Below are 26388 nucleotides of genomic sequence, written 5' to 3'. Positions count from 1 at the left end.
AGAGCCTAGCTTTCGAAAGAGAGCTTGTTACCAAATGCAGCTTTCCAGTCTGCATCAAATTGCTCTACTGCTGGTTTTACTGATGGGTGAGCAAACATCGAAGCTGCGACATCAACTGGCAGTGTGATCGCCTCTATACCCAACTTCATTACTTCCATCGCTTGCTGGGTATTTTTAAAGCTGGCAGCCAGTATTTTGGCCGGTAGTTGGTTTTGGTCTAACAGAAGCTGAAGATCGGCCACGACTTCGACACCATTACCGTTAATCGCGTCAATGCGGTTTACATAGGGAGCCAAATAATCTGCACCACACAATGCAGCCATGAAACCTTGTTGCGCTGAGTAAATAGCGGTAGCCAATACCTGAATACCTTCTTTCTTCATCAACTTAATCGCCGCAAGTCCCGTTTCGGTCGCTGGCACTTTAACGACCATGTCGTATGGCAACTCATTCAACTGACGAGCTTCTTCTAGCATAGCTTCCGCTGTGGTACTCACTACTTGGGCATGAAAACGCGGCGTTTCGCCTAATACGCTTTGCATATTGGCTAATGTTTCATTTAGGCCTTTTCCTGATTGAGCAAGAATCGTTGGGTTTGTTGTTATCCCTTTTAACGGCAAGCATTGATTAAAACGTTTTGTTTGCTCGACATCGGCAGTATCCAGATAGAGTTCGATCATCTCAATTACCTTTATTTGAAAACGGATTAGGTTGTACTGGCTAATATAAAACCGTTAACTTCAATTGATATTGACGCGGATCAATTTAAATTTCAAATGAAAGTATAATAATTTCATTAAGCGAAAGTTAAGCCGGAAGGTGAAACTTCCATATGAAATTAAGGTGACGAGCATGTACTTCAATATTCAAAGATTCTCGACACACGACGGTGATGGCATTCGGACGATATTGTTCCTTAAAGGATGCAGCCTGGCATGTCCGTGGTGTCAGAACCCCGAGAGTCGTAGCGAGAAACGCTCCTTATTGTTTGATGAACGTAGTTGTCTGGAAGGTTGTACCCTCTGTTCGGACGCCTGTGAAGGTATTGAACGTAATGGTGGAAATATCACAGTCAACCGAAAAGCAATCACTGAAGAGCAGCTAATTGCGCTAGAAAAAGTGTGTCCTACGCAGGCGCTAAATGTATGTGGACAGGAAGCAACAGCTGACACTCTGTTTGAGACCTTGATGAAGGACAAGCCGTTTTACGATCAGAGTCAGGGTGGAGTGACATTTTCCGGTGGCGAGCCACTAATGCAGCCTGATTTAGTAAAAGAAATCGCTAGTCGGTTAAAGGAAAACCAGGTATCCACGGCTATTGAGTCATGTATGCATGCTCCTTGGAAAAATGTTGAAGCTATCGCGCCCTATGTCGATTGCTGGCTGGCAGACCTGAAGCACACTGATGAGCAAAAATTCTTAAGCTGGGCAAAGGGATCATCGAAGAGAATAAAAGATAACTTTCGTAAGCTCGACGCTATTGCTAAACGCATCGTTATTCGAGTCCCTGTGGTTCCGGGCTTCAACGACACAGATGAAGAACTGAAAGAAATTATTGATTTTGCAGCTTCACTTGAAAGCTGCAAAGAACTACACCTGTTGCCATACCACACTCTAGGTATCAACAAATATCGCCTGCTTGATATGCCTTATGAATGTTCAGACCAACCACTGAAGAATCCGGCGTTATTAGAGCGAGCAGAAGAATACGCAAACACAACCACACAACTAACTGTGACCGTGAGAGGCTAACCATGAATTTAAATTTTCTACCAGAACGTATCAAAGCGCATAAATCAGAGCTGGTAAATATTATTACTCCTCCGGTATGTACGGAGCGAGCTGAAGCATATACACGTGCATACAGAGCAAATGAAGATAAGCCAGTGATTGTCCAGCGCGCGCTGGCATTAAAAGAGCACCTTGAAACCCGTACCATCTGGATTAAGCATGACGAACTGATTGTTGGCAATCAGGCCAGCAAGGTTCGCGCAGCACCTATTTTCCCAGAGTACACGGTTCGCTGGATTGAAGCTGAAATAGACGACCTGGCGGATCGACCTGGCGCTGGTTTTGCTGTTACAGAAGAAGACAAAGAAAGTATCCATAAGATCACCCCATACTGGCGAGGTAAAACGGTTCAGGATCGTTGTTATGGCATGTTTACCTATGAGCAACAGGAGATACTGGCAACCACCATTATCAAAGCTGAAGGCAATATGACTTCAGGTGATGCGCATCTGGCTGTAGACAATGACAAAATCCTGAAGCTCGGTATGAGTGGGCTTATCGAAGAAGTGAGACAGTATCGAGCAGACAACGATCTTTCTACTCTTGATGGCCTGAAAAAAGAGCAGTTCTACAAGGCGACAGAGATTGTTTTACTCGCTATTCAAGAGCATATTGTCAGCTATTCCGCACTTGCGTTGCAAATGGCTGAACAAGAGTTGCGCCCAGAGCGTAAAGCCGAGTTAGAGAGCATTGCTGAAAACTGCCGACATATTGCATACAAAGCGCCTGAAAACTTCTGGCAAGCACTACAGTTGAGCTACTTTGTTCAGCTTATGTTGCAGATTGAATCCAACGGACACTCTGTTTCTTTCGGTCGTATGGATCAGTTCCTGAATGAGTTCTATGTGCAGGATATTGAAAGCGGCTCTATTGAAAAAGCCTTTGCTTTAGAGCTACTTCAGAGTTGCTGGTTGAAGTTACTTGAGGTAAATAAGATTCGCTCTGGCGCACACTCTAAAGCTTCAGCCGGTTCACCCCTATATCAGAACGTCTGCATCGGTGGTCAGAAGCTGAATGAAGCCGGTGAACCAGAAGATGCGGTAAACCCTCTATCATGGGCGATCCTTGAATCTTGTGGTCAGCTTCGTTCTACTCAGCCAAACTTGAGTGTTCGTTACCATGAAGGGCTCAATCAGGAGTTCCTTATGGGTTGTATCGAAGTCATCAAATGTGGTTTTGGTATGCCGGCCTTCAATAACGATGAAATCGTGATTCCTGAGTTTATTAAGCTTGGTGTAGAAAAAGAGGATGCTTATAACTACGCCTCTATCGGATGTATTGAAACGGCTGTACCGGGAAAATGGGGCTACCGTTGTACGGGGATGAGCTTTATCAACTTTGCCCGCATACTGCTGGCAGCGCTCAATAAAGGCGAAGATGCGACATCCGGTAAGGCTTTCCTGCCGCATGAAAAATCTCTTGCAGAAGGAAACTTTGCTAACTTTGATGAAGTGATGGCGTCATGGGAGCAACAGATTCGTTATTACGCTCGTAAATCTATCGAGATTGATACTGTTGTGGATACCGTTCTTGAGCAACAGGCTCAGGACATCTTCTGTTCTTCTCTGGTTGATAACTGCCTTGAACGCGGTAAAACGGTGAAAGAAGGCGGGGCAAAATATGACTGGGTGTCAGGTCTTCAGGTCGGTATCGCGAATCTGGGCAACAGCCTGGCAACGGTTAAACATATGGTGTTTGACGATGCGCAGATTACACAACCAGAGCTTGCTCAGGCACTTAAAGACAACTTCGAGTCTTCTGAGCAAGAGCAACTTCGTCAGCGCATACTGAATTTCGCACCTAAGTACGGCAACGATGATGACTCCGTTGATAGCCTGTTGGCACAGGCTTATCAGTACTATATTGATGAACTGGAAAACTTTGTTAATACCCGACACGGTAGAGGTCCAATCGGCGGTGGCTACTATGCAGGTACATCCAGTATTTCTGCTAATGTCCCATTTGGTTCGTCTACAATGGCAACGCCAGATGGAAGAAAGGCTAAGTCGCCACTTGCAGAAGGTGCCAGCCCTGCCTCCGGCTCTGACCGCTTAGGACCAACTGCGGTATACAACTCGGTGGCAAAAATCCAGGCGGATAAGATTTTGGGTGGCGTATTGCTGAACCAGAAACTTAGCCCGGCAGCGGTGGCGTCAGAAGGGGATAAGCTTAAACTTTCTATGTTGATCCGTACCTTCTTTAACCATCATAAAGGGTGGCATGTACAGTACAACATCGTTTCACGGGATACGTTACTGGCGGCGAAAGAGAATCCGGAACAATACCGAGACTTGGTGGTGCGTGTTGCAGGGTATTCTGCGTTCTTTACGGCTCTGTCTCCAGATGCTCAGGATGACATTATCGCCCGTACAGAGCATGAGTTATAAAATCGTCTGACTTAATATTTATATTTCATATCGGTTTCATATGAAAGTTATAGGGGTTACAATAGTAGCTTCAGTTTATTGATACTACCCGTCATCCCAGCGTAGGCAGGGATCTAGCGTCTTGATTTATTTAGATTCCCGCTTTCGTGAGCGCACGGCTAGTGGAATGACGGTGTGGGGTATAAGTGTGAGGTTACAATAGTAGCCTCTTTTTAGTTTTTGGAGTAGCACTGTGAACTCAAGACAAAATGAAATTCTGCAACTGGTGAATGAAAGGAAACGAGTTCAGGTGACGGAGCTTGTCGAGACCATTGGAGTCTCAGGCGTTACCATTCGGCAGGATCTGAACTTTCTGGAGCAACAAGGTTACCTGAAAAGAGTGCATGGCGCTGCAGTTGCGCTACAGAGCGATGATATTGATTCTCGCCTGGAAGTTCGGTTCGATGTAAAGCAGGCGCTGGCAACTAAAGCGGCGGATTTGGTGGCACCAAATGAAACGGTTTTAATCGAGGGTGGCAGTGCCAATGCTCTACTTGCGAGAACATTAGCCGATAGAGGTGATGTAACCATCATTACGCCTTCAGCTTATATCGCACACCTTATCCGAAACTCTAATGCCAATATCATTCTTCTTGGTGGTGTTTATCAACACCAGGGAGAAAGTCTTGTTGGTCCTCTGACAAAGCTTTGTATTCAGAATATTCACTTTAGCACTGCGTTTCTCGGAATCGATGGTTTCCAGCAAGATACCGGATTTACCAGCAGGGATATGATGCGGGCGGAGATTGCGGAAACTATTCTGGCTAAGAAGCGACGTAATATCGTTCTTACCGATTCCAGTAAGTTTGGTCAGATCTATCCATCTAGTATTGGACAAACCAACGAGATTTCTATTCTGTTAACGGATAACTCGGCTCCTACGGAAGATATAGAGTATCTGAAAGCGCAGGGCGTAGAAGTTATATTGGGTTAACTTGATTACTTGAATATATGTTTCTGCATATAATCACGGAAGTAGAGTAGGTACTCATTAATCGATTTTTCTTTGAGTTAGATATTTCATTGTCGGGATGAAACGATTAGTCTCGGTGTTGATCATAAAGAACAACAAACAGGCAATATGAAGTCACTAGTCAGGTCAGCCAATCTTTTCCCAAATATTAAAGTGAATCTTTTTGTCGATGACAGAGGGAAGCGAAATCTAATAAGGGAGTGTTTGCGGACCGCCGGAGTCGATACAGAAAGCATAAATGCCCGGTCGGTAAGGGATGGCATCATCAATCGATCTCCTGCAGATATTACGGTGATTGAGTACCATTCTGAACATATCGACAAAATCACTCAGTATATAGAGCAGCAGCATAAGATGGCGATATACGGAGTAAGGCCTGTTTATGTGCTCGATATTCGACATATCATCAATGATAAGGTGGAGATACTCAAAGCAAGGGAAAGCGGTGCTGATATCTTCTTTACCTCTCCGCTGACAAACAAACTGGTGGGTGATGCCGTATCTAAAAGTGTTCGCTTGCAGATCCGAACTCAGGAAGTGGCGCAAAGATATCAGGATCTGGATGCGCTAGTTTCCCATTGCAGAGACGATTTACATCAGATAAACGATACAGTGAAGCTGAACTTTGTTCTGGACCAACTACGGTTTAACACTCAATTAGCGGTATACCATGCTATTGCCAGGAGGCAGCCGGATAAATTTCTTTCCAGCAAAAACAAACTCACCCTAGCGAAGCTTCTTATAGACCTTCAGCCAGAACGTTCAGAGTCTCTGTTGACGTCATTGGTAGACGTAGGTGTTTTTCATTTTCAGGCTAATACTGCATTGTATGAAACCTATATGAGCATGGGTAAAGAAGAATTGGCAACAGAGGCGCTGGTTCGTTCACAGATAACCCGAAGTGACGATACTATCCTGTTTAAAAAGTCTGTATTGGCGTTAGTTAAACAGGGACAGGTAAAATCGCTAGAGAGCTTTATAGTTTCTTATCTTCAGTCGCTTACACACAATGAACAGCAGTTGATGGAGTTTTTTGGGGTGCTCTACGAGGCTGCAATAGAACACCCCAAACAGTTTACAAAGATCAGTAGAAGGCTAACACCGGTGTTGGCAAGGTATCTTAAGCGAGTACCTGCTAATCTGCGTCAGCAGGCAAGTGTTTATGGGTATCTGATAGATGCGATTGGTATGCAGTTGAGCGGTAAGCCCGCAAAAGCGATGCTTTCATTTGATCTGGCCAGACGTACCAATGGCCCTCATGGTTATCTTTTTGAAGAGATGCAACTGATTGAGCTGATGTATCTATCGGTGGCTGGCGAATACAACTATGCATACCGTAGCCACAACCGAATCCAGCAAAACGAAAATATCAATGCTGATACCATCGGCTATACATTAACCATGGACCGATATCGTGAGTTGGTGGATGCAGAGCGAGCCTTGATTAGCAGCGTAAGCGACGAGCACCAGTTTATGGTGGTCAATATGGTGGGGACTCAGTATAAATTTTCGCAAGAGATGGTTAACAGAAGCCTACATGCGCTACGCAGATATTCTGGATCCAGTGCTGATGCCCAAAAATACATACGAGTGAGTAAGCGAAGAATTGAAAGAGTTGGTAGAGCGCTTTCCAAAGTTAACCGCTACAAAGGCAGCATTCCCTCAGTAACCGTCAGACCGATTAAAACAGAGCCCGTGGTTGTACCTAAAAGCACCTGGTCAGAAAGACTTATGGGCAAAATTAAGCGACGTTAATTCAGCTAAATTCTCATTGTTGGCGGTTGTGTCTTCGCTTTATCCATATCACAATTTTTATTCAATAAGTTTCATTTTTTATCCCAATTCCTCACAGGCGTATATACTCAAGTAACCTCAAGATGCATTTTCAGCGAGAATTTATTCGCTATTAATCAAGGCACTGATTTGAAGATATAGTGGTTCTACATCAAAAATCAGTAACGCAGAGTAGAAGCGAATAAAGCTCGCCCTTTGGAAGCTCATAAGAAGCGTAATTTCTTCGTCAAATATTCTTGAAAGGGAATGCCATTCCTACAAATATTTTCCTTGAACTAACGTTTCTGATGTAGCTCTGAATCCCGCATCATGAGGTCACTTGAGTATAAACTAATAATAAAAAAATAATAAATATAACGATATGGAGGCTTGCTTGATAACGTCAGAGGCTATAAACCAGGAATTAGTTTCCTACCTTTCCTTTGGTATGAAACTAACAGGTACAATCGAATTTGCATCAGATGATAAACGAGAGGTCACTTGTCTCTTTGTTGGTCTGAAACATCATCAATATCTACTTTTTGAATTTTCTATCAAGTCGATTGATGAACTGTTTATGCGCAAAACCAATGGAGTGGCCATTGTTATTCGTGGCTTTTCCGATATGGGAGAAGGGCACGTATTAGCGTTCAGAAGCAAAATCATCAGGCTGGAATCATCAGGTACTCACCTGATGTTTGTTGAGTTCCCAAAGCAAGTAGAAACCAAGTCCGTTAGAGCGTTTAAGCGCTATTCCGTTGATTTTAAGGCGAACGTTGTTATTAGGAATAAATTGTATTTTGGAAAGCTAATTGATATCTCAAGATGTGGCTGTGGCCTGCTCATTGAAGGTGAGTCTATAGAGGTCAAACAGGGCGAAGAGATCCAAATCGAACCTGAGATGAAACACCTTCCAAAACCTTATCCCAAATGCTTTATTGCTAACTGCAGGCATATAAGAAGCGGCACAGTAATAGGCGTGACACTTGAGCATAAGTTAAAGGTAAGCGATGAATTACAACTGGAAGTGCTGCAAAATATAATCCTCTAGTTGGATAACCAGAGGATTTATTGTGTTATTTCTGACAAAAACAATCAGAAGTGAAGGTTTTTAAACACCAGGGCACAGCCAATAAACAGCAGGAAGCTATGTACGATCTTGTGGTAGTTGATGTTGTACTTTTGAAGGTAGTGATAGCCAACCATTCCTCCTGCCAGGCCAATTGCAAATGCAGGCAAAGCAGAAATGACATGGGATATTACTTCATCGGTGATTAGCCCTTCATTCCAGAAGCTGATGTTTGCACCAATCATCTGAAGCATAAAGAAGAAAGTTAGAGTCGATTTAACCTGGTCTGCTGTCCAGGGCTGCATAGATGTGTATGCAATTACTGGTGGACCCGACTCACCAACGCTCGCCCCCAAAACGCCTGATGTAAAACCCGCGCCAATCGTTACAGGAATAGAGGTTTTCTGGAAAACAGGTTTGGTCGCCCGGAACGAGTGCAAGCTAGATATAATCAGTACTAATCCCATCGTAAGCAGAATGTACTGCGACGGCATGGTCGCAAGCAATTTCGCTCCCACAAAAGATGCCGGAACCGAGCCTGCAAACAGGATAAGTCCCGTTTGTCGCTGAATAGAGTGACGCATCTTCCAGGCAATCGGCAGAGTCACCAGCCAGCCGAAGATACCAGCAATTGGCACTGCAGTTTGAGCGCCGACTATTAGTGAAAGAAGCGGTACCGATACCAGAGCAGAACCAAATCCGGTCAGACCCTGAGTAAAACCAGCCAATGCGATGATCAGCGAGACAAAAATAATGGTGGTATCCATGTGTCCTGTTTTTGAGCGATTGAAATTTAGTGACACTATAATCCTATTAAATTAAATAACCATTACATATGTCACATTGTGTTGTTTTTTGTATTTTTGTTTTCGTATTTGTGATTATTTTCTCAGAAGAAGACGAGCCACTCCGTATAATGGCTTCATTACCTAATACTTTTGGTTAGCTGGCTAAAAGTGGTAACTGGTCAAAATGCCAATGTTCATTTTTCGGAATGAACATTGGCATTTTGATGATTTTTCAGTTTTAAGTTTATGAGGTAGATAATGGATAACTTCCAGGTGGATAAGGAGAGTTTGCTACAAACAAGCGCAGACTCTCATACTCTTGCGCGTGGTTTAGATGACTTTGATAAAGTATATGGTTTGGGGTATGAGGTTGGTCATGAAGACTGGTCTCCGTATCCACGCGTCAATAAACTGCGTCAGGCATTCCTTGGCCGACCTTACGATATCGATGTAGAGAGATTGCGCCTTGTGACTCAGGCGTATAAAAAGCACGAAGCAACGCCGCGAATTCTTCAGTGCGCATATGCGTTCGAGAACATCCTGCTAAACACTACTCTCCATATATACCAGGATGACTTAATTCTTGGTGAGATTGCTGCTCCGGCGAAAGCTTCTCCTATCTATCCTGAATTCTCTGTGGACTGGATCATTGATGAAATACTGAACTCTCCGTTTGAAGAGCGTGCCAATGATCAGTTCTACATTCGTAATGATGAAGACCGAGCTGAGATTCTGGAGCTTTGCGAGTACTGGAAAGGTAAGAGCGCCAACGAGATCATTACCGCCCACCTGGATGAAGACCAGAAGAAAGGTTCTCACATGGGGGAAAAGGTGTTCCAGACCAATAACTATCACTTCGCTGGCATTGGTCATTTCGCCATGGACTTTAATAAACTCATGACGCTTGGATATGACGGTGTTCTGGATCAGGCAAAATCGGCATTTGCTAAATTGTCTAAACAGGATCCTGATTTCAGCGACAAACGAGATTATTACAAAGCAACCATTATCACTCTGGAAGCTGCGAAGCAATATATTGCCCGTTACGCAAAACTGGCTGAAGAGATGGCTGCGAGCGAAACCGATCTTAAACGCCAGCAAGAGCTTCAGATTATGGCGGATAACTGCTATCAAATAGCTGGTGGCGTTCCTCAGTCATTCTGGCAGGCGGTCCAGTTATTTAATTTCGCAGTTACGATGACTCAAATTGAAGGCAACGGTCACTCCATTTCCTATGGACGTATGGACCAGTGGCTGTATCCGTTTTATGAGAAAGACGTAAAAAAGAACGCCGTTGCTAAAGAGTTCATCCTTGAGCTGATTGAAGTGCTTTATGTGAAGATGAACAACCCGACCAAGCTAAAAGATAAGGGCACGGTAAAAGTGCGTAATGGTCGTGGATTTGGTGGCGAAAGTCTTACCATTGGTGGTGTCGATGCAAATGGTGATGATGCGACCAATGATTTAACCATGTTGATGTTGGAAGGCTCTGTTCACACTCGCATGATGAACCCGTGGGTATGTGTGCGTATGCACGACAACACACCATATGAACTAAAGATCAAAACCATTGAGTGTATTCGAGCAGGTTATGGTCACCCGAAACTGTTCAACGATGGCCCTGCTATCAAAGCGATGCAGGGTAAAGGCGTGACTTTGAAAGAAGCGCGAGATTATGCCGTTGTTGGTTGTGTTGAGCCTACCATTCCGGGTAAAGAGCATGGCTGGCTAGACGCGGGTTATGTGAACACCGCCAAGATGATGGAAATGGTGATTAATGGTGGTCGAATTTTATCTGGTCCTGATGCAGGCATGCAGCTAGGTCCTGATACAGGTAGCCTGGAAACTTACAAGACGTTTGAAGAAGTGCTGGAAAGCGTGGATAAGCAGTTTGCATATTGGTGTGACCAGCTTTGTAGCTGCCTGAATGTGACAGATAAAATCCATCGGATGATTAAGCCAACGCCTTATATTTCCGCGTTTTTTGAAGGTTGTATAGAGTCTGGTAAGGACATGACTTATGGCGGCGTGAAGTATAACGGAACCGCGCCGCAGGCGGCGGGTATCGCAACCTGTGCCGACTCGCTGGCTACCATTAAAAAGCTGATGTTCGAAGATAAAAAGTATACTGGTAAAGAGCTACTGGATGCGGTCAGAGATAACTGGGAAGGCCATGAAAAGTTGTATGCACTGGTAAACAGCTCCAAGATCCCCCATTACGGTAACGATAATGATGAAGCGGATAACCTATTTAACTTTATGTTTGAGTGTTATTGCCGCCACATTAAAGGGCGTGATAACCCGCGTGGTGGTAAGTTCAGCCCTGGTGTGTATACGGTGAATGCCAATGTTGGTATGGGGCTGTATACCCGGGCATCTCTGGACGGTCGTAAGAACGAAGAACCTATTTCTGACAATATGGGACCGGTACATACAGAGGGCGGTTCACACGATATCAATGGTCCTACCGCTATCGTGAACTCAGTGACTAAGGTTGATCACAGCCTTGCGACAAACGGGACGCTGCTTAACCTTCGCTTCCCGGAAGATGCGGTTGCAGGTGTGGAAGGAAGGGATATTCTGGTTAGCTTTGTCGACGAGTATATCGCTAAGCAGGGTATGCATGTTCAGTTCAATATTATGAGTGCAGAGAAGATGCGCGCAGCACAGAAAAATCCAGATAACTATCGAGATATGCTGGTGCGTGTAGCAGGATACAGCGCTTACTTTGTCGAGCTGGGTAAACCGTTGCAGGACGACCTTATCCAACGAACTGAACTTAGATTTTAATTGAGGTAGCAAGTGCCAGGAACGGTTCTAAACGTCCAGCGGTTCACGCTTCATGATGGTCCGGGTATCCGCACTGAGTTTTTCCTTAAAGGGTGTCCTTTAAGGTGCGACTGGTGTGGTAACCCGGAGAGCTTTAACAGGCATATTGAAGTTGGTGTTTATCATAATAAGTGTATCTCCAGCGAAAAATGTGGTTCGTGCGAAGAAGTGTGCCATGATCCGAAGATGCTTATTTTTTCAGACTCTAAACTGGTGAAAGTTGATCGTAACCTTTGTGTAAACTGCAGTGACTGCGCAGATGAATGCCCCTCTGAAGCAATAAAGCAGTGGGGCAGTCATATGTCCGTAGAGCAATGCATGAAGGTTATCTTACAGGATAGAGGTTTTTATGAACGCTCAGGCGGTGGGGTCACTGTATCGGGTGGAGAGCCACTTTTGCAGAGCGAGTTTGTTATAGAACTATTCAAAGAGTGTAATAGGGAAGGGGTTCACACATGCCTTGAGTCCAGTTTCTATTCTAACTGGAACAAATTAGAGTCCTTGATTCCCTATACCGATTTGTTTATCTCTGACATCAAACTCATGGATAGTAAGAGACACAAAAAGTACACAGGGGTAGATAACCATAAAATATTAAACAACCTGAAGAAGCTCTCTCAGACTGACAAAGAGTTGATAGTAAGAATCCCTGTTATCCCTTCAGTCAATGATGACTTTGAGAACATCGAAGCAACAGCGGATTTTATTCTCAACGAGATGTCCGGGAGAGTCAGAACCCTTCAGCTTCTTAGCTTTATGCGGCTTGGAGAGGAAAAATATGAATCTTTAGGGCTTGAATACAAGATACGGGAATTAGAGTTCGACAGGGCTGTGTTTCAGGAGCATGTAAACGAAATAGCCTCGTATTTTAATCAACGAGGTATCCATTGCGTAGTGGGGACCAGAGAAAAAGCTACTGGTTAGCTCTCTATTGCCAATTCACAGTAAAATTCATCTATACTTTATGAACATAGTTGCTATGTATATAGTTACTTTTAATCATCTTTGATATGGATATTGAATTTGCTGCTACGAATCAACTTAAGTTGCCTGTTACTTTTGATGACATTTAAGCTATCCGCAGCCACAGTGTTTGTGGTGGATAGCTATCACGCTGAATACCTTTGGACATCTGAATGCAGACGCGGTTTGGAATCGGTGTTCAATGACCAGCATCAGCTGACTTATGCTGAAATGGACACAAAACGGATACCTTCATCCGAGTTTGCCAATCGCGGGAATGATATTTGGCAAAAGATTCTATTAGCCAACCCCGATATCGTGATTACCATGGATGACAATGCGCTTAAATATCTGGGTCAGCGAGTCAGCGATGCGGGGATTCCTCTGGTATTTATGGGAGTAAACAACGATCCTAAAGTATATTTCAATAACGGCGCTATCCCACCTAATGTTTCAGGTGTGTTAGAACGGCCCCTATTAAAACAGAATCTAAAATTTTTACTTCCCAGACTTTTGGATCTTAAAGCACATCGAACATTGCTGCTAATGGATAGTGGCGTAACCTCTGAAGCGATCGTTAACACATATCGAGCGCAAGGAGGTAGGGATATGATTGGAGGCGTTCAGCTTGATTTCTATCTCGCCAATGACTTTAAAGAGTGGCAGGAAAAGATTAATTCGCTCTCTATTGATGATTACGACGCAGTCCTTATATCCAGCTATTCCCGATTAAAAAATGAAAACGGAGATCAGGTTTCTTCAGAGATAACAACGGAGTGGACCAGTGTTAACAGTAATATCCCGGTATTTGCTTTCTGGCGCTATTCAGTGGGCAAAAATAAAGCAATCGGAGGGTTCGTCAACAGTGGCTATAAACAAGGGGAGCTTGCTGCGAATATAGTGGATGAAATCCTAAGTGTTGGAACGATTCCTTACATAGAAAAGTCAGCAGATGGAGAGTATCTGTTTAGTCAGTATGAACTCGAACGGTGGGGATTAAAGTTGCCAAATAATGTTCTTAGGAGAGCAGAGCTATTAGAGTAGTATCCGTTTCGCATTCGATCTCTGCTCTTCGATTGAACTCAGTTAAGTTATTATCTTCAACACCTGAGCTACAGTCTCTTTTGCATCCTGATAATTGATTGGCAACTCATGCAGGCGGTTGTCTTTTCGGACAAAAAGAGAAGGGAAGCTGTTACCTCCAATTGAACGAGCAAAGCTTATTTCATCCAACAAGGCTTGCTTAGTACTCTCCGATAATAAGTCAGCTTCAAACTTAGCCATGTCCAGGCCGATATCTTTCGCCAATCCTATCAATACAGAATTGTCACTTGGGTTTAGAGCTTGCAGATAGTAAGCCTGCTGTACCGCCAGGATCATCTCTTTCTCTTTGCCTTGATATCGAGCAGCAAGAACCGCTCTGCATGATGGGTAAGTAGAGCGTCTGGGTGTGTTGTTTGACCAGAAATCAAAGTTGAACTCCGTGCCGAGCAGGTCGTGTATTCTTTGCCAGTATGAAGCGATTGTTCTTTGCAAATCTTCTGGCATGGGAACATCAGAGTCAGCTGCTAGGCCACCGAGAACATACTCTACCTCTAGATGCTGTGAAAGTTCACTCTCTATCTGTTTCCAGGTAGGGCGGTAACCCCAACACCAGGCACACATGGGATCATAAACGTAGTAAAGCTTTTGTGACATAGCGAGTTCCTTTCTTTATGTGTCTGGATGGTACTATGCGCTATAAACGAACAAAACGCACCCACCTGGATGCGTTTTATATCTCATAACTTAATCGTTTTTAGATTGTTTAAGAGTTAGTCAGCTGCCTGTTCTTGAAGCTGAGCGAACTGTTTTTGCTTCTTCTTAATTCTGGCAAAAATACCCGCAAGAATAACGATACCGCAAAGTGCGTAAGTCACCATAAACGTGGTGTCACCTGCCACAAGGCCCAGGTCTGAGAAGGTGATATATGCACCCAGTACCATGTACATGATCACTGCAGATACCTCGAAGCGGAATTCCCACGGCTTGATATCCATGTCTTCATTAACAGGGAGAACATAAGCTGTCTCGCGAGGGCGGATTTTGCCAATAACAAACATCAAACCACAGCAGATAACGAACAGTACCGCTAGCTGGTGGAAGAAATGTAGTTCAGCGATTGGTTTCAACGGGCCCAGGTAACCTTGATACGCTGTTGGAGTGAACTGGATGATGCCGTAAGCGACTACGAATACTGCCAGAGATACTTTCGCCGCAACAGCCGGTACTCGCTTAGTAATGTACCCCATAAACACGATAGTGAAGATAGGTACACTGAACAGGCCTGCTAGGCGTTGTAATAAGTCGAATAGTCCATTTGGTGCAAACATGATAAACGGAGCGATACCAACCGATAGGATTGCGATAAACAGACCGAATGAACGTCCTTTGTTTACCAGTTCCTGGTCGGATAGCTTATCTTCTTTGTCAAACAGAGGTTTATATACGTTCAGGGTGAATAGTGTCGTTGATGAGTTCAGTACGCCGTTAAATGTAGACAGAATTGCGCCAAACATAGCTGCCAAGAAGAAACCTACCAGTGGTTTAGGTAGCACTTCATTAACAAGGCGCGTATACATGGTATCAGCCTCGTAAGTCTGACCTGACGCATCTACGGTACCAAACATATGGTAAGCGATGATGCCTGGAATGATTAGGAATAGAGGAGTAATAACCTTAATCGCACCCGCCAGGATTACACCTTTCTGGCCTTCTTTCAGGTTTTTCGCACCCAATGCACGCTGGATAATCGCCTGATCGGTACCCCAGTAGTAAAGGTTTACAAGCAGAAGACCAGTGAACATGGTTGAGAATGGTACGTTAGGGTCATCTTCAGCACCAACTGCCTGCAGTTTTTCAGTCGCGTTAGCTGTGATGGTTGTCAAGCCATCCGCAAAGCTACCATCACCAAGTACAATCAAACCGAAGATTGGGATCATAAGACCACCAACGATCAGGCCAACGCCATTAAGCGTATCTGCAATAACAACGGCTTTCAGACCACCATAGATTGCGTAGAAAAGGCCTAAAACACCAATGATCGATGCGATAAGAAGTATTGCAGAGAAGCGGCTGATACCCAGCATGGTTTCAATATCGAAGATACCACCAATAACCATTGCGCCAGCATAAAGCGTGTTTGGAAGAAGGTTAACTATATAACTCAGCAGGAACAGCACAGTAACAAACTGCTTTACAGAAAGATCATACCGAGACTCAAGAAAGTCAGGAATAGTAGTGATACCTTGCTTAAGGTAACGAGGTACCAGGAACAGCGCGATGATTATCAGCGTAATCCCTGATGCGACTTCGTATCCCATTACCGACATGTTGCCCTTAAACGAAAGTGCACTCATACCAACAAAGCTTGTCGCGGAAAGGTTAGTCAGGATCAGTGAACTTGCGATCAGACCACCCGTTAAACTACGACCACCAAGGAAGAAGCCGTCTTTAGAGTCATTTTTCTGATTCTTTACACGAGACCAGGTGAAGAAAACCACAAAGCCTGTAAAGAAAAAGAATGACAAAAGAATCGTAATTGGCATTGCTATTTCTCCAAATTAAAAATTAATTAAATACAAAATGTGTTTGCGTAAACATTGCATTTAGATTGCAGTGGAAACGTTTACACAGCAATTAAATCTCGAAAATATGTGAAGGCGATCGATGTGTCGTCTGGATTAATGTGATCTAAAGCATATAAAAGTGTCAGTTATTGTTTGTGTAAACATGTTCAGGAGGGTATAGAAAAGAATATTTTCCTTTATGAGTTCGAGAGCTGAGTTTGAAATCAGATACTTTGACCTGTTTCAAATTCAACTCGTTCTGGAGAGTGAAATTTACCCAAGAAAGGTTGGAGAAGCCTTGGAATAATTGATGTAAATCAACATAAGTGCAGGCTTTTATCATGAGAGGGCATAAATGCCTCATCACCTATTGTGATGAAATATTTGTTCGCTTATATTTCTCAAATAGAAATCGTTATCATTAGTGTTTGTATAAGCGTAATTGTTTCCAGGCGAAATTTTTGAATGTGGAGAGTAAGAATTGAGCATAGCAATTTTTAACCAACTACCGGGCAAGGTAATGACCTTTATGCAAGGTAGAAATAAAAAAGAGAGCGATGACGCCAAAAGCTTACTCAAAGCAAAGGTAAGCCAAGAATACGAGATTAAAGAAGTTGTTCAGGGAGATGCTGAGATGGTGGCATTTCTTTTTACATTGGGCTGCTTCAAGGGCGAAACGATCACTCTTATATCAGTTTTATCAGAAACTTATGTGATAAGCATAAAGGATTCTCGGTATAGCATCGATTCTGAGTTAGCGAAATTAATCATTCTTGTCTAATGAAATTCTAAAGGTCAGTTTTAAGGCAAATTAGTAAGGAATTTATTGTGAAAATAGCATTAGCAGGCAACCCCAACAGTGGTAAAACCACTCTTTTTAATGCCTTAACGGGGAATATTGAACGTGTAGGTAACTGGGCAGGTGTAACCATCAGCAAAAAAGCAGCGAGCGTTAAAGCATCTATCAGTCAATCTGAGACCGAGCTATCTGTGGTGGATCTACCGGGTGCTTATTCTATGTCTCCATTTACATCGGAAGAGACGATCACTCGTGATTATATAAATAACGAAAGACCCGATGCGATCCTGAACATCGTCGATTCGACCAATCTGAGCCGCAGCCTTTTCTTTACTACTCAACTTTTAGAGCTTGGAATCCCTGTCGTAGTTGTTCTGAATAAAAGCGACTTAAATAAGAAGAAAGAGATCACTCTAGATCTTCAACAGCTGCAAGAATCCTTAGGCTGTCCAGTAGTTGAAACAGTAGCTACTCAAAACAACGATACTGCTTTGAAAGAGCTTATTAGTCAAACCATTGAACTTAATGGAAGCACTCAATCTGCGCCGTTTACCAGTTCAACTAAGGAGTTAACAGACGCTGAGTCGGTAAAATCTCAGGATAAAGAAAGGTATCAGTTTGTTACTAAACTGGTTCAGTCTGTAGAGCAAAGAGCCCAAAAAAGTACTGAGTATACACTTCAGGACAAAGTAGACAGCGTGTTAGCACACAAGTGGCTTGGATTGCCTATTTTCGCTTTTATCATCTGGTGTGTTTTCTCTTTATCGCAAACGCATGTTGGTCCTCTGTTGGCTGACCTGCTTGTGGGATGGATAGATGGTTTATATGCAACAGTTGAAGGTTTATTAGGCGATGATGTTTCACCGTTACTTGGTGCATTACTACTAGACGGTATTATAGGTGGTGTTGGAGCGGTTGTTGGCTTTCTTCCTCTGATTATGGTGTTGTTCTTTTTACTTGCGTTGCTTGAAGATAGTGGCTACATGGCGCGGGTTGCGGTAGTCATGGACCGTTTCTTCAAGAAGGTCGGACTTTCAGGAAAGTCGATTATCCCTATGATCATTGGTACCGGGTGTGCCATTCCAGGGATCATGGCAACACGTACGATTCAGAACCAAAGACAGCGCAGAACCACAGCGATGTTAACTCCATTTATGCCTTGTGGCGCGAAACTACCGGTGATTGCGCTGTTCGCGGGCGTATTTTTCCAGGATGCTGCGTGGGTAGGAACGACCATGTACTTCGCTGGTATAGCAATTATTGTCGCTGGCGCTATGCTTATTGTCAGAATCACAGGTGAGAAAAGCACCAGATCATTTTTCATTCTTGAGCTACCGGAGTATCGTTTTCCGAGTATCAGCCGTGCACTGTTGTCATCTCTATCACGAGGTAAGGCTTTCATTATTAAAGCCGGTACCATCATCTTATTGTGTAATGCTGTTGTCCAAATCATGCAGACATTTACCTGGCAATTTCAAGTGGTTGCTGAAGGTGCTGAGCATACGAGTATTCTCGCGAGCATCGCATCTCCTTTCGCATTTGTTTTAATACCTTTGGGCTTTGGTGCATGGCAATTAGCAGCTGCGGCTATCACTGGCTTCATCGCTAAAGAAAATGTGGTTGGAACACTTGCAGTTGTGTACGGGATTACTAATTTCATCGATACCGAAGAATTGGCTTTAGTCTCTGGTAGCGCTGATGTAGCCGGTGTTATGGGGTTAACTTCGGTTGCAGCATTTGCTTATCTCGCGTTCAACTTGTTCACACCACCATGTTTTGCTGCAATCGGTGCAATGAATGCTGAACTTGAAAACAGAAAATGGCTGTTTGGTGGTATCGCTTTCCAGTTTGGTGTTGGTTATTTCGTTGCTTTCTGCATCTACCAGGTGGGAACTTATATCACTACAGGTACTGTAGGACAGGGATTTGAGTTCGGCATGCTGGTTTGTTTGGCACTAGTTGGAGCGTTAGTTTACTTTGTTAGAAAAGGTAACGAGAAAGAAAAACAACTTATAAACGTAGTGTCTTTATAAGGAGTAGTGGAATGACAAATATTATTGTTGCACTAGTAATATTACTAATTGTTGCTTTATCAATTGGCAAGATTATCTCTGACAAGCGGAAGGGCGTAAAGTGTGTTGGTTGTGCACAAAGTAAAACTTGTTCTTCTAATAAAGGAAGTTAGCTTATGAGTAAAAATCATAAGTTAAATGAGTAACTTTAATTTCAATTAATAGCAACTTGTTGTTATGGTGAATCGGTAGTCAGGTAACTTACTGATTACTATAACCTAATAAGAACAGATGTATGATCTGTAGAAATGTTGTGTTGCCTCCGAAACCGGAGGCATTTTTTTAACCGTTTACTTCCACCACGGTTTATTTGCTTCTTCTTTTGCAGCACGTTTGTCTATTCCTATATCCTCAAGAAGGTGCTCAGGCAGATCTTTCAGTTGACGTCTGGTTACCGAGTTTTGATGCCATTTTTTAAACAAGGCTAAGATATTCTTATTCCAGCCCCTTGGGCGAAGAATTGTAATTTGAGTTAGTTCATGTGTTAAGTCAGCCATACATCCCCCTTGATTACACCGGTTTACATGGTTAATAATTAATCAAGGTGATTTTCTTCTCAAACGATACTAACTGACATTAAGTTAAGGAAAACTTAAGTGAAAGAGCGTTTACCCCCTTTACAAGGAATGTACTATTTCTACATAGCTGCCGAGAAAGGTAGTTTTAAGGCAGCAGCTGAACACCTTTTCGTGACTGCGGCTGCAATAAGTCAGCAGATACGGCAACTTGAAGAGTGGCTCGAGTGTGAGCTTTTTGAACGACAACATCGGAAAGTGAAGCTGACTAATGAAGGTGAAACTCTCTACTATGCGGCCAAAAAGGGCTTCTTTGAACTTCAGGATGGAGTTCGAAAGCTTAATCAAGATCCAGAACCAGATAGACTGTCCATTTCAACTCATCCAACGTTTGCCCAGCATTGGCTAATTCCAAGGCTAAAATCTTTTAGAGAGCAAAACCCGGAACTCTCTTTACTTGTAGACCCAAAAAATGAGTTAGTGAATTTTCAGGATGGGCTAATTGATATATGTATCCGTTATGGGCACGGCGACTATCCGGAGTTAGAAGCCGTGAAGCTAATGGATGAAATTCTCTATCCAGTTTGTCACCCCTCTTATCAAGAGGAAAAAGGCATATGGAAGACGGAAGATCTTGTGAAGGCAGATTTGATAGAAGATGTTTGGCCTGATATGACCTGGTCTCTTTGGTTTGAAGAGCTAGAGCAAAACGAATCGCAAGTTTCGTTAAAGTACGATGGCTCTCAGTTCGTTATGGAGGGAGCGTTGGCGGCTCAAGGTGTTGCTTTGGTTAAACACAGCTTGGCCTATCGATATCTCCAGGAAGGAAAGCTAGTCAGAATTGGAGAGCAGGCTGCTAAATCCAGATACAGTTACTTTTTGTGTGCTCCTGCTGGTTATTTCCGTAGAGACAAAATTCGTGCTTTTAGAAAATGGATTGAATCTGAAATAAGCACCTTCCTCGCAAAGGAGCAAGATGGTTTAAATCTAATTAATGAGCCAGATGACAAGGAGTTGAAGCTAAATGGGTGCTAAGAAAAATCGCCCTATAACAGTCGTGCTTGTATCGCTACTTGTTTTGCTCCTGGTACTCATTTCTTATTTTATTAGCCAGCCAGAAGTGACAGGGAACCGTGTACGCGTAGCAACCGTCAATGATCGAGAATATCGCTTAGATCTGGATCTGGTCAGTGGCATCAATTTTGAGGGCTTAAAAGTTGAACGCAGTTGTTGCTACGAACATGATGAGTCTGCAAGGGAAAGCTTGATAATAAATGATGAGGTAGTGACCTCAGGAGCCAACGTGGAGTTTGTGGGCGTATGTGCTACTGCCAAATCGGAACCAGCCATTCTTGCATCGCATTGGAATGGTTCCGCGACATTAGAGTCTTCACTAGTCGCGTTTCAGTACGATAAAGATACAGGAGGCTTCAACGAAATAGTTGTCGATCTATATGGTATAGGCGCTTATTTTGGTGAAGACGGAAAGTTCGAAGTCGAAAAATCGGATCAGGACAATGAACTGGCGATGCAACTTTTTGAGCCCATTCAGTGCCGCGAAGGAGAAGAATTGCTTCGCAGAGATGGAGCATCTTTTATCCCTTGTCTGTGTGATCTAGATAAGCTACAAGAGATCAGCGAATTCCAGAGCTCTGTAGCAGAGCGGTTGAAAGCGGTTGAACAGATTGCGATATCTAGCTTCGGTGATGCCTTTTATGAGGGAGAAGCATCCAGTCAGACAACATATCTTATTGGCAACAGTGATGTGCAGGGTGTTCTCACTAAGCTTGATAGTTACCCTAACTTACCCTTTTATATTGAGCATATGGAGAGTGACTCGGTAGAGGTTATTTCATTAGTTTATGAGAAGCCTATCTATGATTCGTTCGCTATTTTGCTGATGCGAGAGGTAGATTCTAGCCAATGGCATGCAGTTTATAGTGCTCAACCGAGTTCTAAGGGATTTCATCCGCCAGAGCTGCAGAGCCTCAATCAGGATGGTACCTTAACGGTTAGTATGTGCCTTGACGGTTGTGACTGGTGGGGAAACCGTTTTGGAACTGTTGATATCAGACTATCGGCGTCAGACGATATGGTCACGTTTATTTTTAAGGAAGAAACTGAAATGTAGAGATGAGGTTGACACCTCAAGTTTTGTGTATACTCGAGTAACCTCAAGATGCATTCTCAGCGAGAATTTATTCGTCAAATATTTTTGAAAGGGAATGCCATTCCTACAAATATTTTCCTTGAACTAACGCTTCTGATGTAGCTTTGAATCCTGCATCTTGAGGCCACTTGAGTATGTCTTCCGGTATTGCGATGGAGTTACGTCGCAATACTGTTTAAACAGGCTATTAAAGCTTGATTTCGACTTGAATCCTGCTTGAAATGCGATATCCAGGATAGTGGATTTGTTGTTCTGGTCTGCAAGCTGAATCTTAACTTCCTCAATACGAAACTCATTTACATATTGATAGAAGTTCTTGTTTAACCCCTTGCTCAATACCAGTGACAGGTTTCTTCTAGGAATATTTAGATTGTCAGCCAGCACATATACAGTGAAGTCCGGATCTAAATAGGGCTTTTCATTTTCCATATGCTGATTCATGCGTTTGACAATTTGGTCGAACGCTATTTTCTCTTCGTTACTTTCTGGTTCTGTATCCGTGTTTTCCTCTGTGAGGGCAATTTCGTTCGCATGTTTGTCAGTTCCAATAACATCAATCTGCACTGAGCTAGGCTTAAAAACAGGGGTCTGTCTGATGCCAAAAAAGCATAGTAATAGGATGAAACTTAGAAACGAAACTAAGTGAAGCGTTATTGGGTTAACGTAGAAATAGCTTTTGAGTATACTTTCATACAATACGTTGAAAGTGACAAGTGCTAAAAATACCATTGGTAGTGCATATATCCAGCTCAACGTTACCTGGTTGTCATCCCGTGATAGAAGCTTTTTAATTTCTTGTTTGTGCAGGCGTACTTTATTAATGGTAATCAAAGAATAACCAATAAAAACTAAGACGTTTATTACGCCAAAGTGCTTTAGCAGTGGCACTAAAACATCTGAGACACTCCCCGTTGTTAAAGGACCTGCAGGGACATGGCTCTGGTCTGGTTGCGGCATCATTTGTTCAGGATGAGGCAGGGTGATAAACAGCAAATACATCACCAGAAAGGGTATGAAATGCCACAGTTCATACTTCCCGAATTTTAGAGGCACTTTGCTGATTAGCATGCGGACATACAGATATAAAACAGGTCCGTGTAATAGGTTAAGGGTAGGGTTAGTAAATAAAAAGAAACTATTACTCAGGCTATCGAAGTGAGTCAGAGCAGTGTGTACTAGCGGTATACAAAGTATTATCAGCCAGATCGTTAGCAGCCAATCTGTTTTATGCTTGTAAGATTTGGAGTGTATGTTAGCCAACGTAAACGCAGTAAGAGAAAGCCCTATCAAGCTCACTTCCCAACTAAATCCTTCGTTTATTGCCAAATACCTGCTTCCTTCTAATTATTAAGACTGAAATAGCTCTATTTAAACGTCCAAAGCGCGGCATCTGGACGATGTACGTTTAATTTAGATCTAGATTATACGCCTGAACTAAACCATACAACCCAAGAGGTTAAATCGATGTGTATTAATCTTATTAAAGCTCACTCTGTAGAGCCAACACGAACCAAAAATCTGAATCAATCAGCCACACTATCTGTGTTAGCTTTGGTCGTTGCTTCGGTTACAGGGTGCAGTGACAATATGTCACAAGAAAACCGGGAAGCAGCAACAATCAATGCCAACTCACCAGCCCCAAAAGTAAGTTTTGTTGTTGTCGATACGCAGCAAAATGCCTGCTTTGGAAATGAAGGTTCAGAAATTAGCTGTCCAGCAGCGGGACAGGACTTGCACGGTCAAGATGCTCAATATGATGGTGTTAAACCTTCGTTTACCGATAACGGTGATAAAACCGTCACTGACAACAATACAGGAATGATGTGGCAGAAAACGCCGGATTACAGACACTATTCATTCGACGACGCCGTAAGTTACTGTGAAGATCTAACAGTAGCAAATTATAACGATTGGCGATTACCAACCATTAAAGAGTTGTACTCGCTAGCTGACTTTAAAGGCGAAATCGTAAATCCGCGTGATGAAAATGCTAATACACCGTACATTGATACGGACTATTTTGATTTTCAGTATGACAAGAGAATGGCTTATATAGGTCAATACTGGTCAAACACAAAGTACACCTTAGGTCCCGTGCATAATACAGAAAACGTTGAAGCAGCATTTGGATTTAACTTTGCCGATGGTCATATCAAAGGTTATGAGACAGGCTATGTTTTTGGCACCAACGATGAAAGCGTACATGCACCCGGCAACTTTGTTCGATGTGTACGTGGTCAAGAAAATGTTTATGGTGTGAACGACTTTGTTTCCAACAACGATGGAACGGTTACCGACAAGGCAACAGGTTTGATGTGGCAGGCCGCTGATGATGGTGTGCGCAGAAACTGGCAAGATAGCCTCGCCTATGCAGAAAGCTCTGAACTGGCAGGTTACTCAGATTGGAGAATGCCGAATATTAAAGAGCTACATAGCATCGTGAAGTATGGTGGCGATGTTGGTAACTGGCCTGCTATTGATACTCAGTTCTTTACTTTATCTGGTGACAATACCACCAAAGATCCTAGCTGGGTTTGGAGTAGTACCACTCAAGGGGACTTTAAATATACAGCCGCTTACATTTCCTTCAGCAAAGCGTTTAGCAAAAAGACTTCTTCAGCAACAGAATACTTTGATTGGCATGGCGCAGGTGCTCAGCGAAGCGACCCGAAATCAGGTGTCCCGTCAGATTATGATATGGCATCAGAAAATGCGACCGATTTGGTAATGACGAAAAACTATACACTGTTGGTTCGAACTGCTAAGTAACCTGCCTGTATTTAGAAAAATCGCCTGCTTTGATACAGGCGGTTTTTCCCTATTATTCAATCAACTAAATTTGCACAGTAAGTCACAAAATTTGGTTTCTTTCAGAGTCCAAACTCCGCCATTTGGACGATCAGAACACTTTAACCCTATACATTGTGGGGACTAGGCTAATGCATTTTTTACAGGTTTATTTTGTAGCTCTAACAACAGTTTAATGCCCCACAAAGTAAGCCAGTTCTAAACCAAATCTAAACCAATGCTTTTGGACTCAGTGTTAGCGTGGAATCGATTCGTCAAAAATAACCTCAAAAAGGAATTAGACATGGTGAAGCAAACAAAACTAACAACAGCCAATGGGGCTCCAGTTGCGGATAATCAAAATGTACAAACCGCAGGTCCTCGTGGTCCCATGCTTCTTCAAGACGCATGGTTTCTTGAAAAGCTCGCTCATTTTGATAGAGAGGTAATCCCGGAAAGGCGTATGCACGCAAAAGGCTCAGGTGCATATGGTACTTTTAAGGTGACTCATGATATTTCTAAATACACAAAGGCCAGTATCTTCTCCGAAGTTGGTAAAGAAACCGAACTATTTGTTCGTTTCTCAACGGTAGCTGGTGAACGAGGGGCTGCGGACGCAGAGCGTGATATTCGTGGATTCGCTGTAAAATTTTATACCGATGAGGGTAACTGGGATCTGGTTGGTAACAATACGCCAGTGTTTTTCCTTCGCGACCCGTTGAAGTTTCCTGACCTAAACCACGCAGTGAAACGTGACCCTCGTACTAACTTACGCAATGCGAACACTAACTGGGATTTCTGGACTCTATTGCCAGAGGCATTACACCAAATCACAATCCTAATGAGTGAACGAGGCAATCCAAGAACCTATCGTCATATGCACGGGTTTGGAAGTCATACATTTAGTTTTATCAATGCGGATAATGAACGATTTTGGGTGAAATTCCACCTGAAATGCCAACAAGGTATTGAAAACCTAACGGATCAGGAAGCTGAAGAGTTAATTGGTAAGAACCGCGAAAGCCATCAGCAAGATCTTTACGAAGCTATTGAAAACGGTGCTTTTCCTAAATGGGACCTTAAGGTTCAGGTTATGCCTGAAAAGGATGCTGCGGACTATCGTTTCCACCCATTTGACTTGAGTAAGGTTTGGCCTCACGAAGATTACCCTCTGATTGATGTCGGTGTTCTTGAACTGAACAGAAACCCAGAGAACTATTTTGCTGAGGTTGAGCAATCGGCGTTTAACCCTGCTAACGTGGTGCCTGGTATTGGCTTCTCACCAGACAGAATGCTTCAAGGGCGTCTGTTCTCATACGGCGATGCGCACCGTTATCGTTTAGGTGTTAACCATTCATTGATTCCTGTTAACCATCCTCGCTGTCCGGTTAATTCGTTCCATCGTGACGGAGCAATGCGTGTCGACGGCAACTATGGCAGTACTAAAGGTTATGAGCCAAATAGCCTGGGATTATGGCAGGAACAACCACAAGCTAAAGAGCCACCATTGGGGCTAAGTGGTGAAGGCTATAACTGGGACTACAGAGAAGACGACAGTGACTACTACACTCAGCCAAGAAATCTCTTTAACTTGATGAGCCCAGAGCAGCAGCAAGTTCTTTTTGAGAACACAGCGCGTAGTGTAGGTGGGGCATCAATTGAGGTTCAACACCGTCATATTTCTAATTGTTTCAAAGCTGATCCTGCTTATGGTGAAGGTGTCGCTAAGGCTTTAGGCATTGATATTGAATCGGTAGAGAAGTAATGACCGAAGCCCTTTATGCAAACCACGAGTGCATAAGGGGCTCTTTTTACGAGTAGGAAT

Annotated in this window: 21 protein-coding genes; 15 read left to right on the top strand and 6 right to left on the bottom strand. The window is 43.2% G+C overall.

Annotated elements, in window-relative coordinates; all coding sequences use genetic code 11:
• Window positions 1-5 precede the first annotated feature (5 nt).
• A complete protein-coding gene (locus tag P7F88_RS07330) occupies window positions 6-680 on the bottom strand; it encodes a fructose-6-phosphate aldolase (RefSeq protein WP_277823269.1) in 675 nt (224 codons plus the stop codon).
• A 172-nt stretch (window positions 681-852) separates the two neighbouring features.
• Between P7F88_RS07330 and P7F88_RS07325 the strand changes: the two genes are divergently transcribed.
• From P7F88_RS07325 to P7F88_RS07305, 5 genes are all read left to right on the top strand, one after another.
• A complete protein-coding gene (locus P7F88_RS07325; protein ID WP_277823267.1) occupies window positions 853-1752 on the top strand; it encodes a glycyl-radical enzyme activating protein in 900 nt (299 codons plus the stop codon).
• Window positions 1753-1754: 2 nt separating this feature from the next.
• Window positions 1755-4178: a formate C-acetyltransferase/glycerol dehydratase family glycyl radical enzyme gene (locus tag P7F88_RS07320; protein WP_277823265.1), complete on the top strand. Its 2424-nt coding sequence runs from the start codon at window positions 1755-1757 to the stop codon at window positions 4176-4178.
• Window positions 4179-4410: 232 nt separating this feature from the next.
• Window positions 4411-5151, top strand: coding sequence for a DeoR/GlpR family DNA-binding transcription regulator (locus P7F88_RS07315; RefSeq protein ID WP_277823263.1), 741 nt, complete (start codon window positions 4411-4413; stop codon window positions 5149-5151).
• 243 nt (window positions 5152-5394) lie between these two features.
• A complete protein-coding gene (locus tag P7F88_RS07310) occupies window positions 5395-6945 on the top strand; it encodes a hypothetical protein (RefSeq protein WP_277823261.1) in 1551 nt (516 codons plus the stop codon).
• Between the two features lie 412 nt (window positions 6946-7357).
• On the top strand, window positions 7358-8014 hold the full coding sequence (locus tag P7F88_RS07305; RefSeq protein WP_277823259.1) for a PilZ domain-containing protein: 657 nt from the start codon (window positions 7358-7360) through the stop codon (window positions 8012-8014).
• Between the two features lie 44 nt (window positions 8015-8058).
• Here the strand turns inward: P7F88_RS07305 and P7F88_RS07300 are convergent, their stop codons facing one another.
• The gene (locus tag P7F88_RS07300; protein WP_277823257.1) at window positions 8059-8799 is read right to left on the bottom strand and encodes a sulfite exporter TauE/SafE family protein; all 741 of its coding nucleotides are present in this window, start codon (window positions 8797-8799) and stop codon (window positions 8059-8061) included.
• A gap of 279 nt (window positions 8800-9078) precedes the next feature.
• Between P7F88_RS07300 and hpfG the strand changes: the two genes are divergently transcribed.
• The 3 genes from hpfG to P7F88_RS07285 all read left to right on the top strand — a co-directional run bounded on the left by hpfG (window position 9079) and on the right by P7F88_RS07285 (window position 13656).
• Window positions 9079-11610, top strand: coding sequence for a (2S)-3-sulfopropanediol dehydratase (gene hpfG / locus P7F88_RS07295; RefSeq protein ID WP_277823255.1), 2532 nt, complete (start codon window positions 9079-9081; stop codon window positions 11608-11610).
• Window positions 11611-11622: 12 nt separating this feature from the next.
• Window positions 11623-12573: a (2S)-3-sulfopropanediol dehydratase activating enzyme gene (hpfH, locus tag P7F88_RS07290; RefSeq protein ID WP_277823253.1), complete on the top strand. Its 951-nt coding sequence runs from the start codon at window positions 11623-11625 to the stop codon at window positions 12571-12573.
• A 99-nt stretch (window positions 12574-12672) separates the two neighbouring features.
• Window positions 12673-13656, top strand: coding sequence for an ABC transporter substrate-binding protein (locus P7F88_RS07285; RefSeq protein WP_277823251.1), 984 nt, complete (start codon window positions 12673-12675; stop codon window positions 13654-13656).
• A 42-nt stretch (window positions 13657-13698) separates the two neighbouring features.
• Here the strand turns inward: P7F88_RS07285 and P7F88_RS07280 are convergent, their stop codons facing one another.
• Together P7F88_RS07280 and P7F88_RS07275 are read right to left on the bottom strand one after the other, a co-directional pair.
• Window positions 13699-14310: a DsbA family protein gene (locus P7F88_RS07280; protein WP_277823249.1), complete on the bottom strand. Its 612-nt coding sequence runs from the start codon at window positions 14308-14310 to the stop codon at window positions 13699-13701.
• 116 nt (window positions 14311-14426) lie between these two features.
• Window positions 14427-16199, bottom strand: a complete 1773-nt coding sequence (locus tag P7F88_RS07275; RefSeq protein ID WP_277823247.1) for a solute:sodium symporter family transporter — start codon at window positions 16197-16199, stop codon at window positions 14427-14429.
• 502 nt (window positions 16200-16701) lie between these two features.
• Between P7F88_RS07275 and P7F88_RS07270 the strand changes: the two genes are divergently transcribed.
• The 3 genes from P7F88_RS07270 to P7F88_RS25780 are packed head-to-tail and all read left to right on the top strand — an operon-like array spanning window position 16702 to window position 19204.
• Window positions 16702-17001 carry a FeoA family protein gene (locus P7F88_RS07270; protein ID WP_277823245.1) on the top strand — a complete coding sequence of 100 codons (300 nt, stop codon included), beginning with the start codon at window positions 16702-16704 and terminating at the stop codon, window positions 16999-17001.
• A gap of 47 nt (window positions 17002-17048) precedes the next feature.
• Window positions 17049-19052: a ferrous iron transport protein B gene (feoB, locus tag P7F88_RS07265; RefSeq protein ID WP_277823243.1), complete on the top strand. Its 2004-nt coding sequence runs from the start codon at window positions 17049-17051 to the stop codon at window positions 19050-19052.
• 11 nt (window positions 19053-19063) lie between these two features.
• The gene (locus P7F88_RS25780; RefSeq protein ID WP_422127601.1) at window positions 19064-19204 is read left to right on the top strand and encodes a FeoB-associated Cys-rich membrane protein; all 141 of its coding nucleotides are present in this window, start codon (window positions 19064-19066) and stop codon (window positions 19202-19204) included.
• A gap of 177 nt (window positions 19205-19381) precedes the next feature.
• Here the strand turns inward: P7F88_RS25780 and P7F88_RS07260 are convergent, their stop codons facing one another.
• Window positions 19382-19588, bottom strand: a complete 207-nt coding sequence (locus tag P7F88_RS07260; protein ID WP_277823241.1) for a DUF1127 domain-containing protein — start codon at window positions 19586-19588, stop codon at window positions 19382-19384.
• 99 nt (window positions 19589-19687) lie between these two features.
• Here P7F88_RS07260 and P7F88_RS07255 point away from each other — a divergent pair, with 99 nt between their 5' ends.
• Both P7F88_RS07255 and P7F88_RS07250 read left to right on the top strand, forming a co-directional pair.
• Window positions 19688-20641, top strand: a complete 954-nt coding sequence (locus P7F88_RS07255; protein WP_277823239.1) for a LysR substrate-binding domain-containing protein — start codon at window positions 19688-19690, stop codon at window positions 20639-20641.
• The gene (locus P7F88_RS07250) at window positions 20631-21737 is read left to right on the top strand and encodes a hypothetical protein (protein ID WP_277823237.1); all 1107 of its coding nucleotides are present in this window, start codon (window positions 20631-20633) and stop codon (window positions 21735-21737) included. Before P7F88_RS07255 ends, P7F88_RS07250 begins: the two co-directional genes overlap by 11 nt.
• A 123-nt stretch (window positions 21738-21860) precedes the next feature.
• Here P7F88_RS07250 and P7F88_RS07245 read toward each other — a convergent pair whose 3' ends face one another.
• Entirely contained in the window at window positions 21861-23102 is a 1242-nt protein-coding gene (locus P7F88_RS07245; RefSeq protein ID WP_277823235.1) for a helix-turn-helix transcriptional regulator, read from the bottom strand.
• A 138-nt stretch (window positions 23103-23240) separates the two neighbouring features.
• Here P7F88_RS07245 and P7F88_RS07240 point away from each other — a divergent pair, with 138 nt between their 5' ends.
• On the top strand, window positions 23241-24545 hold the full coding sequence (locus P7F88_RS07240) for an Lcl C-terminal domain-containing protein (protein ID WP_277823233.1): 1305 nt from the start codon (window positions 23241-23243) through the stop codon (window positions 24543-24545).
• A 322-nt stretch (window positions 24546-24867) separates the two neighbouring features.
• A complete protein-coding gene (locus P7F88_RS07235; protein WP_277823231.1) occupies window positions 24868-26328 on the top strand; it encodes a catalase in 1461 nt (486 codons plus the stop codon).
• The last annotated feature ends 60 nt before the right edge of the window (window positions 26329-26388 follow it).

The organism is Vibrio hannami (genome assembly GCF_029589055.1).
Classification (GTDB): Bacteria; Pseudomonadota; Gammaproteobacteria; order Enterobacterales; family Vibrionaceae; genus Vibrio; species Vibrio hannami.
Note: the sequence above shows the minus strand (reverse complement) of the source record. Positions and strands in the feature narration are given on the sequence as shown.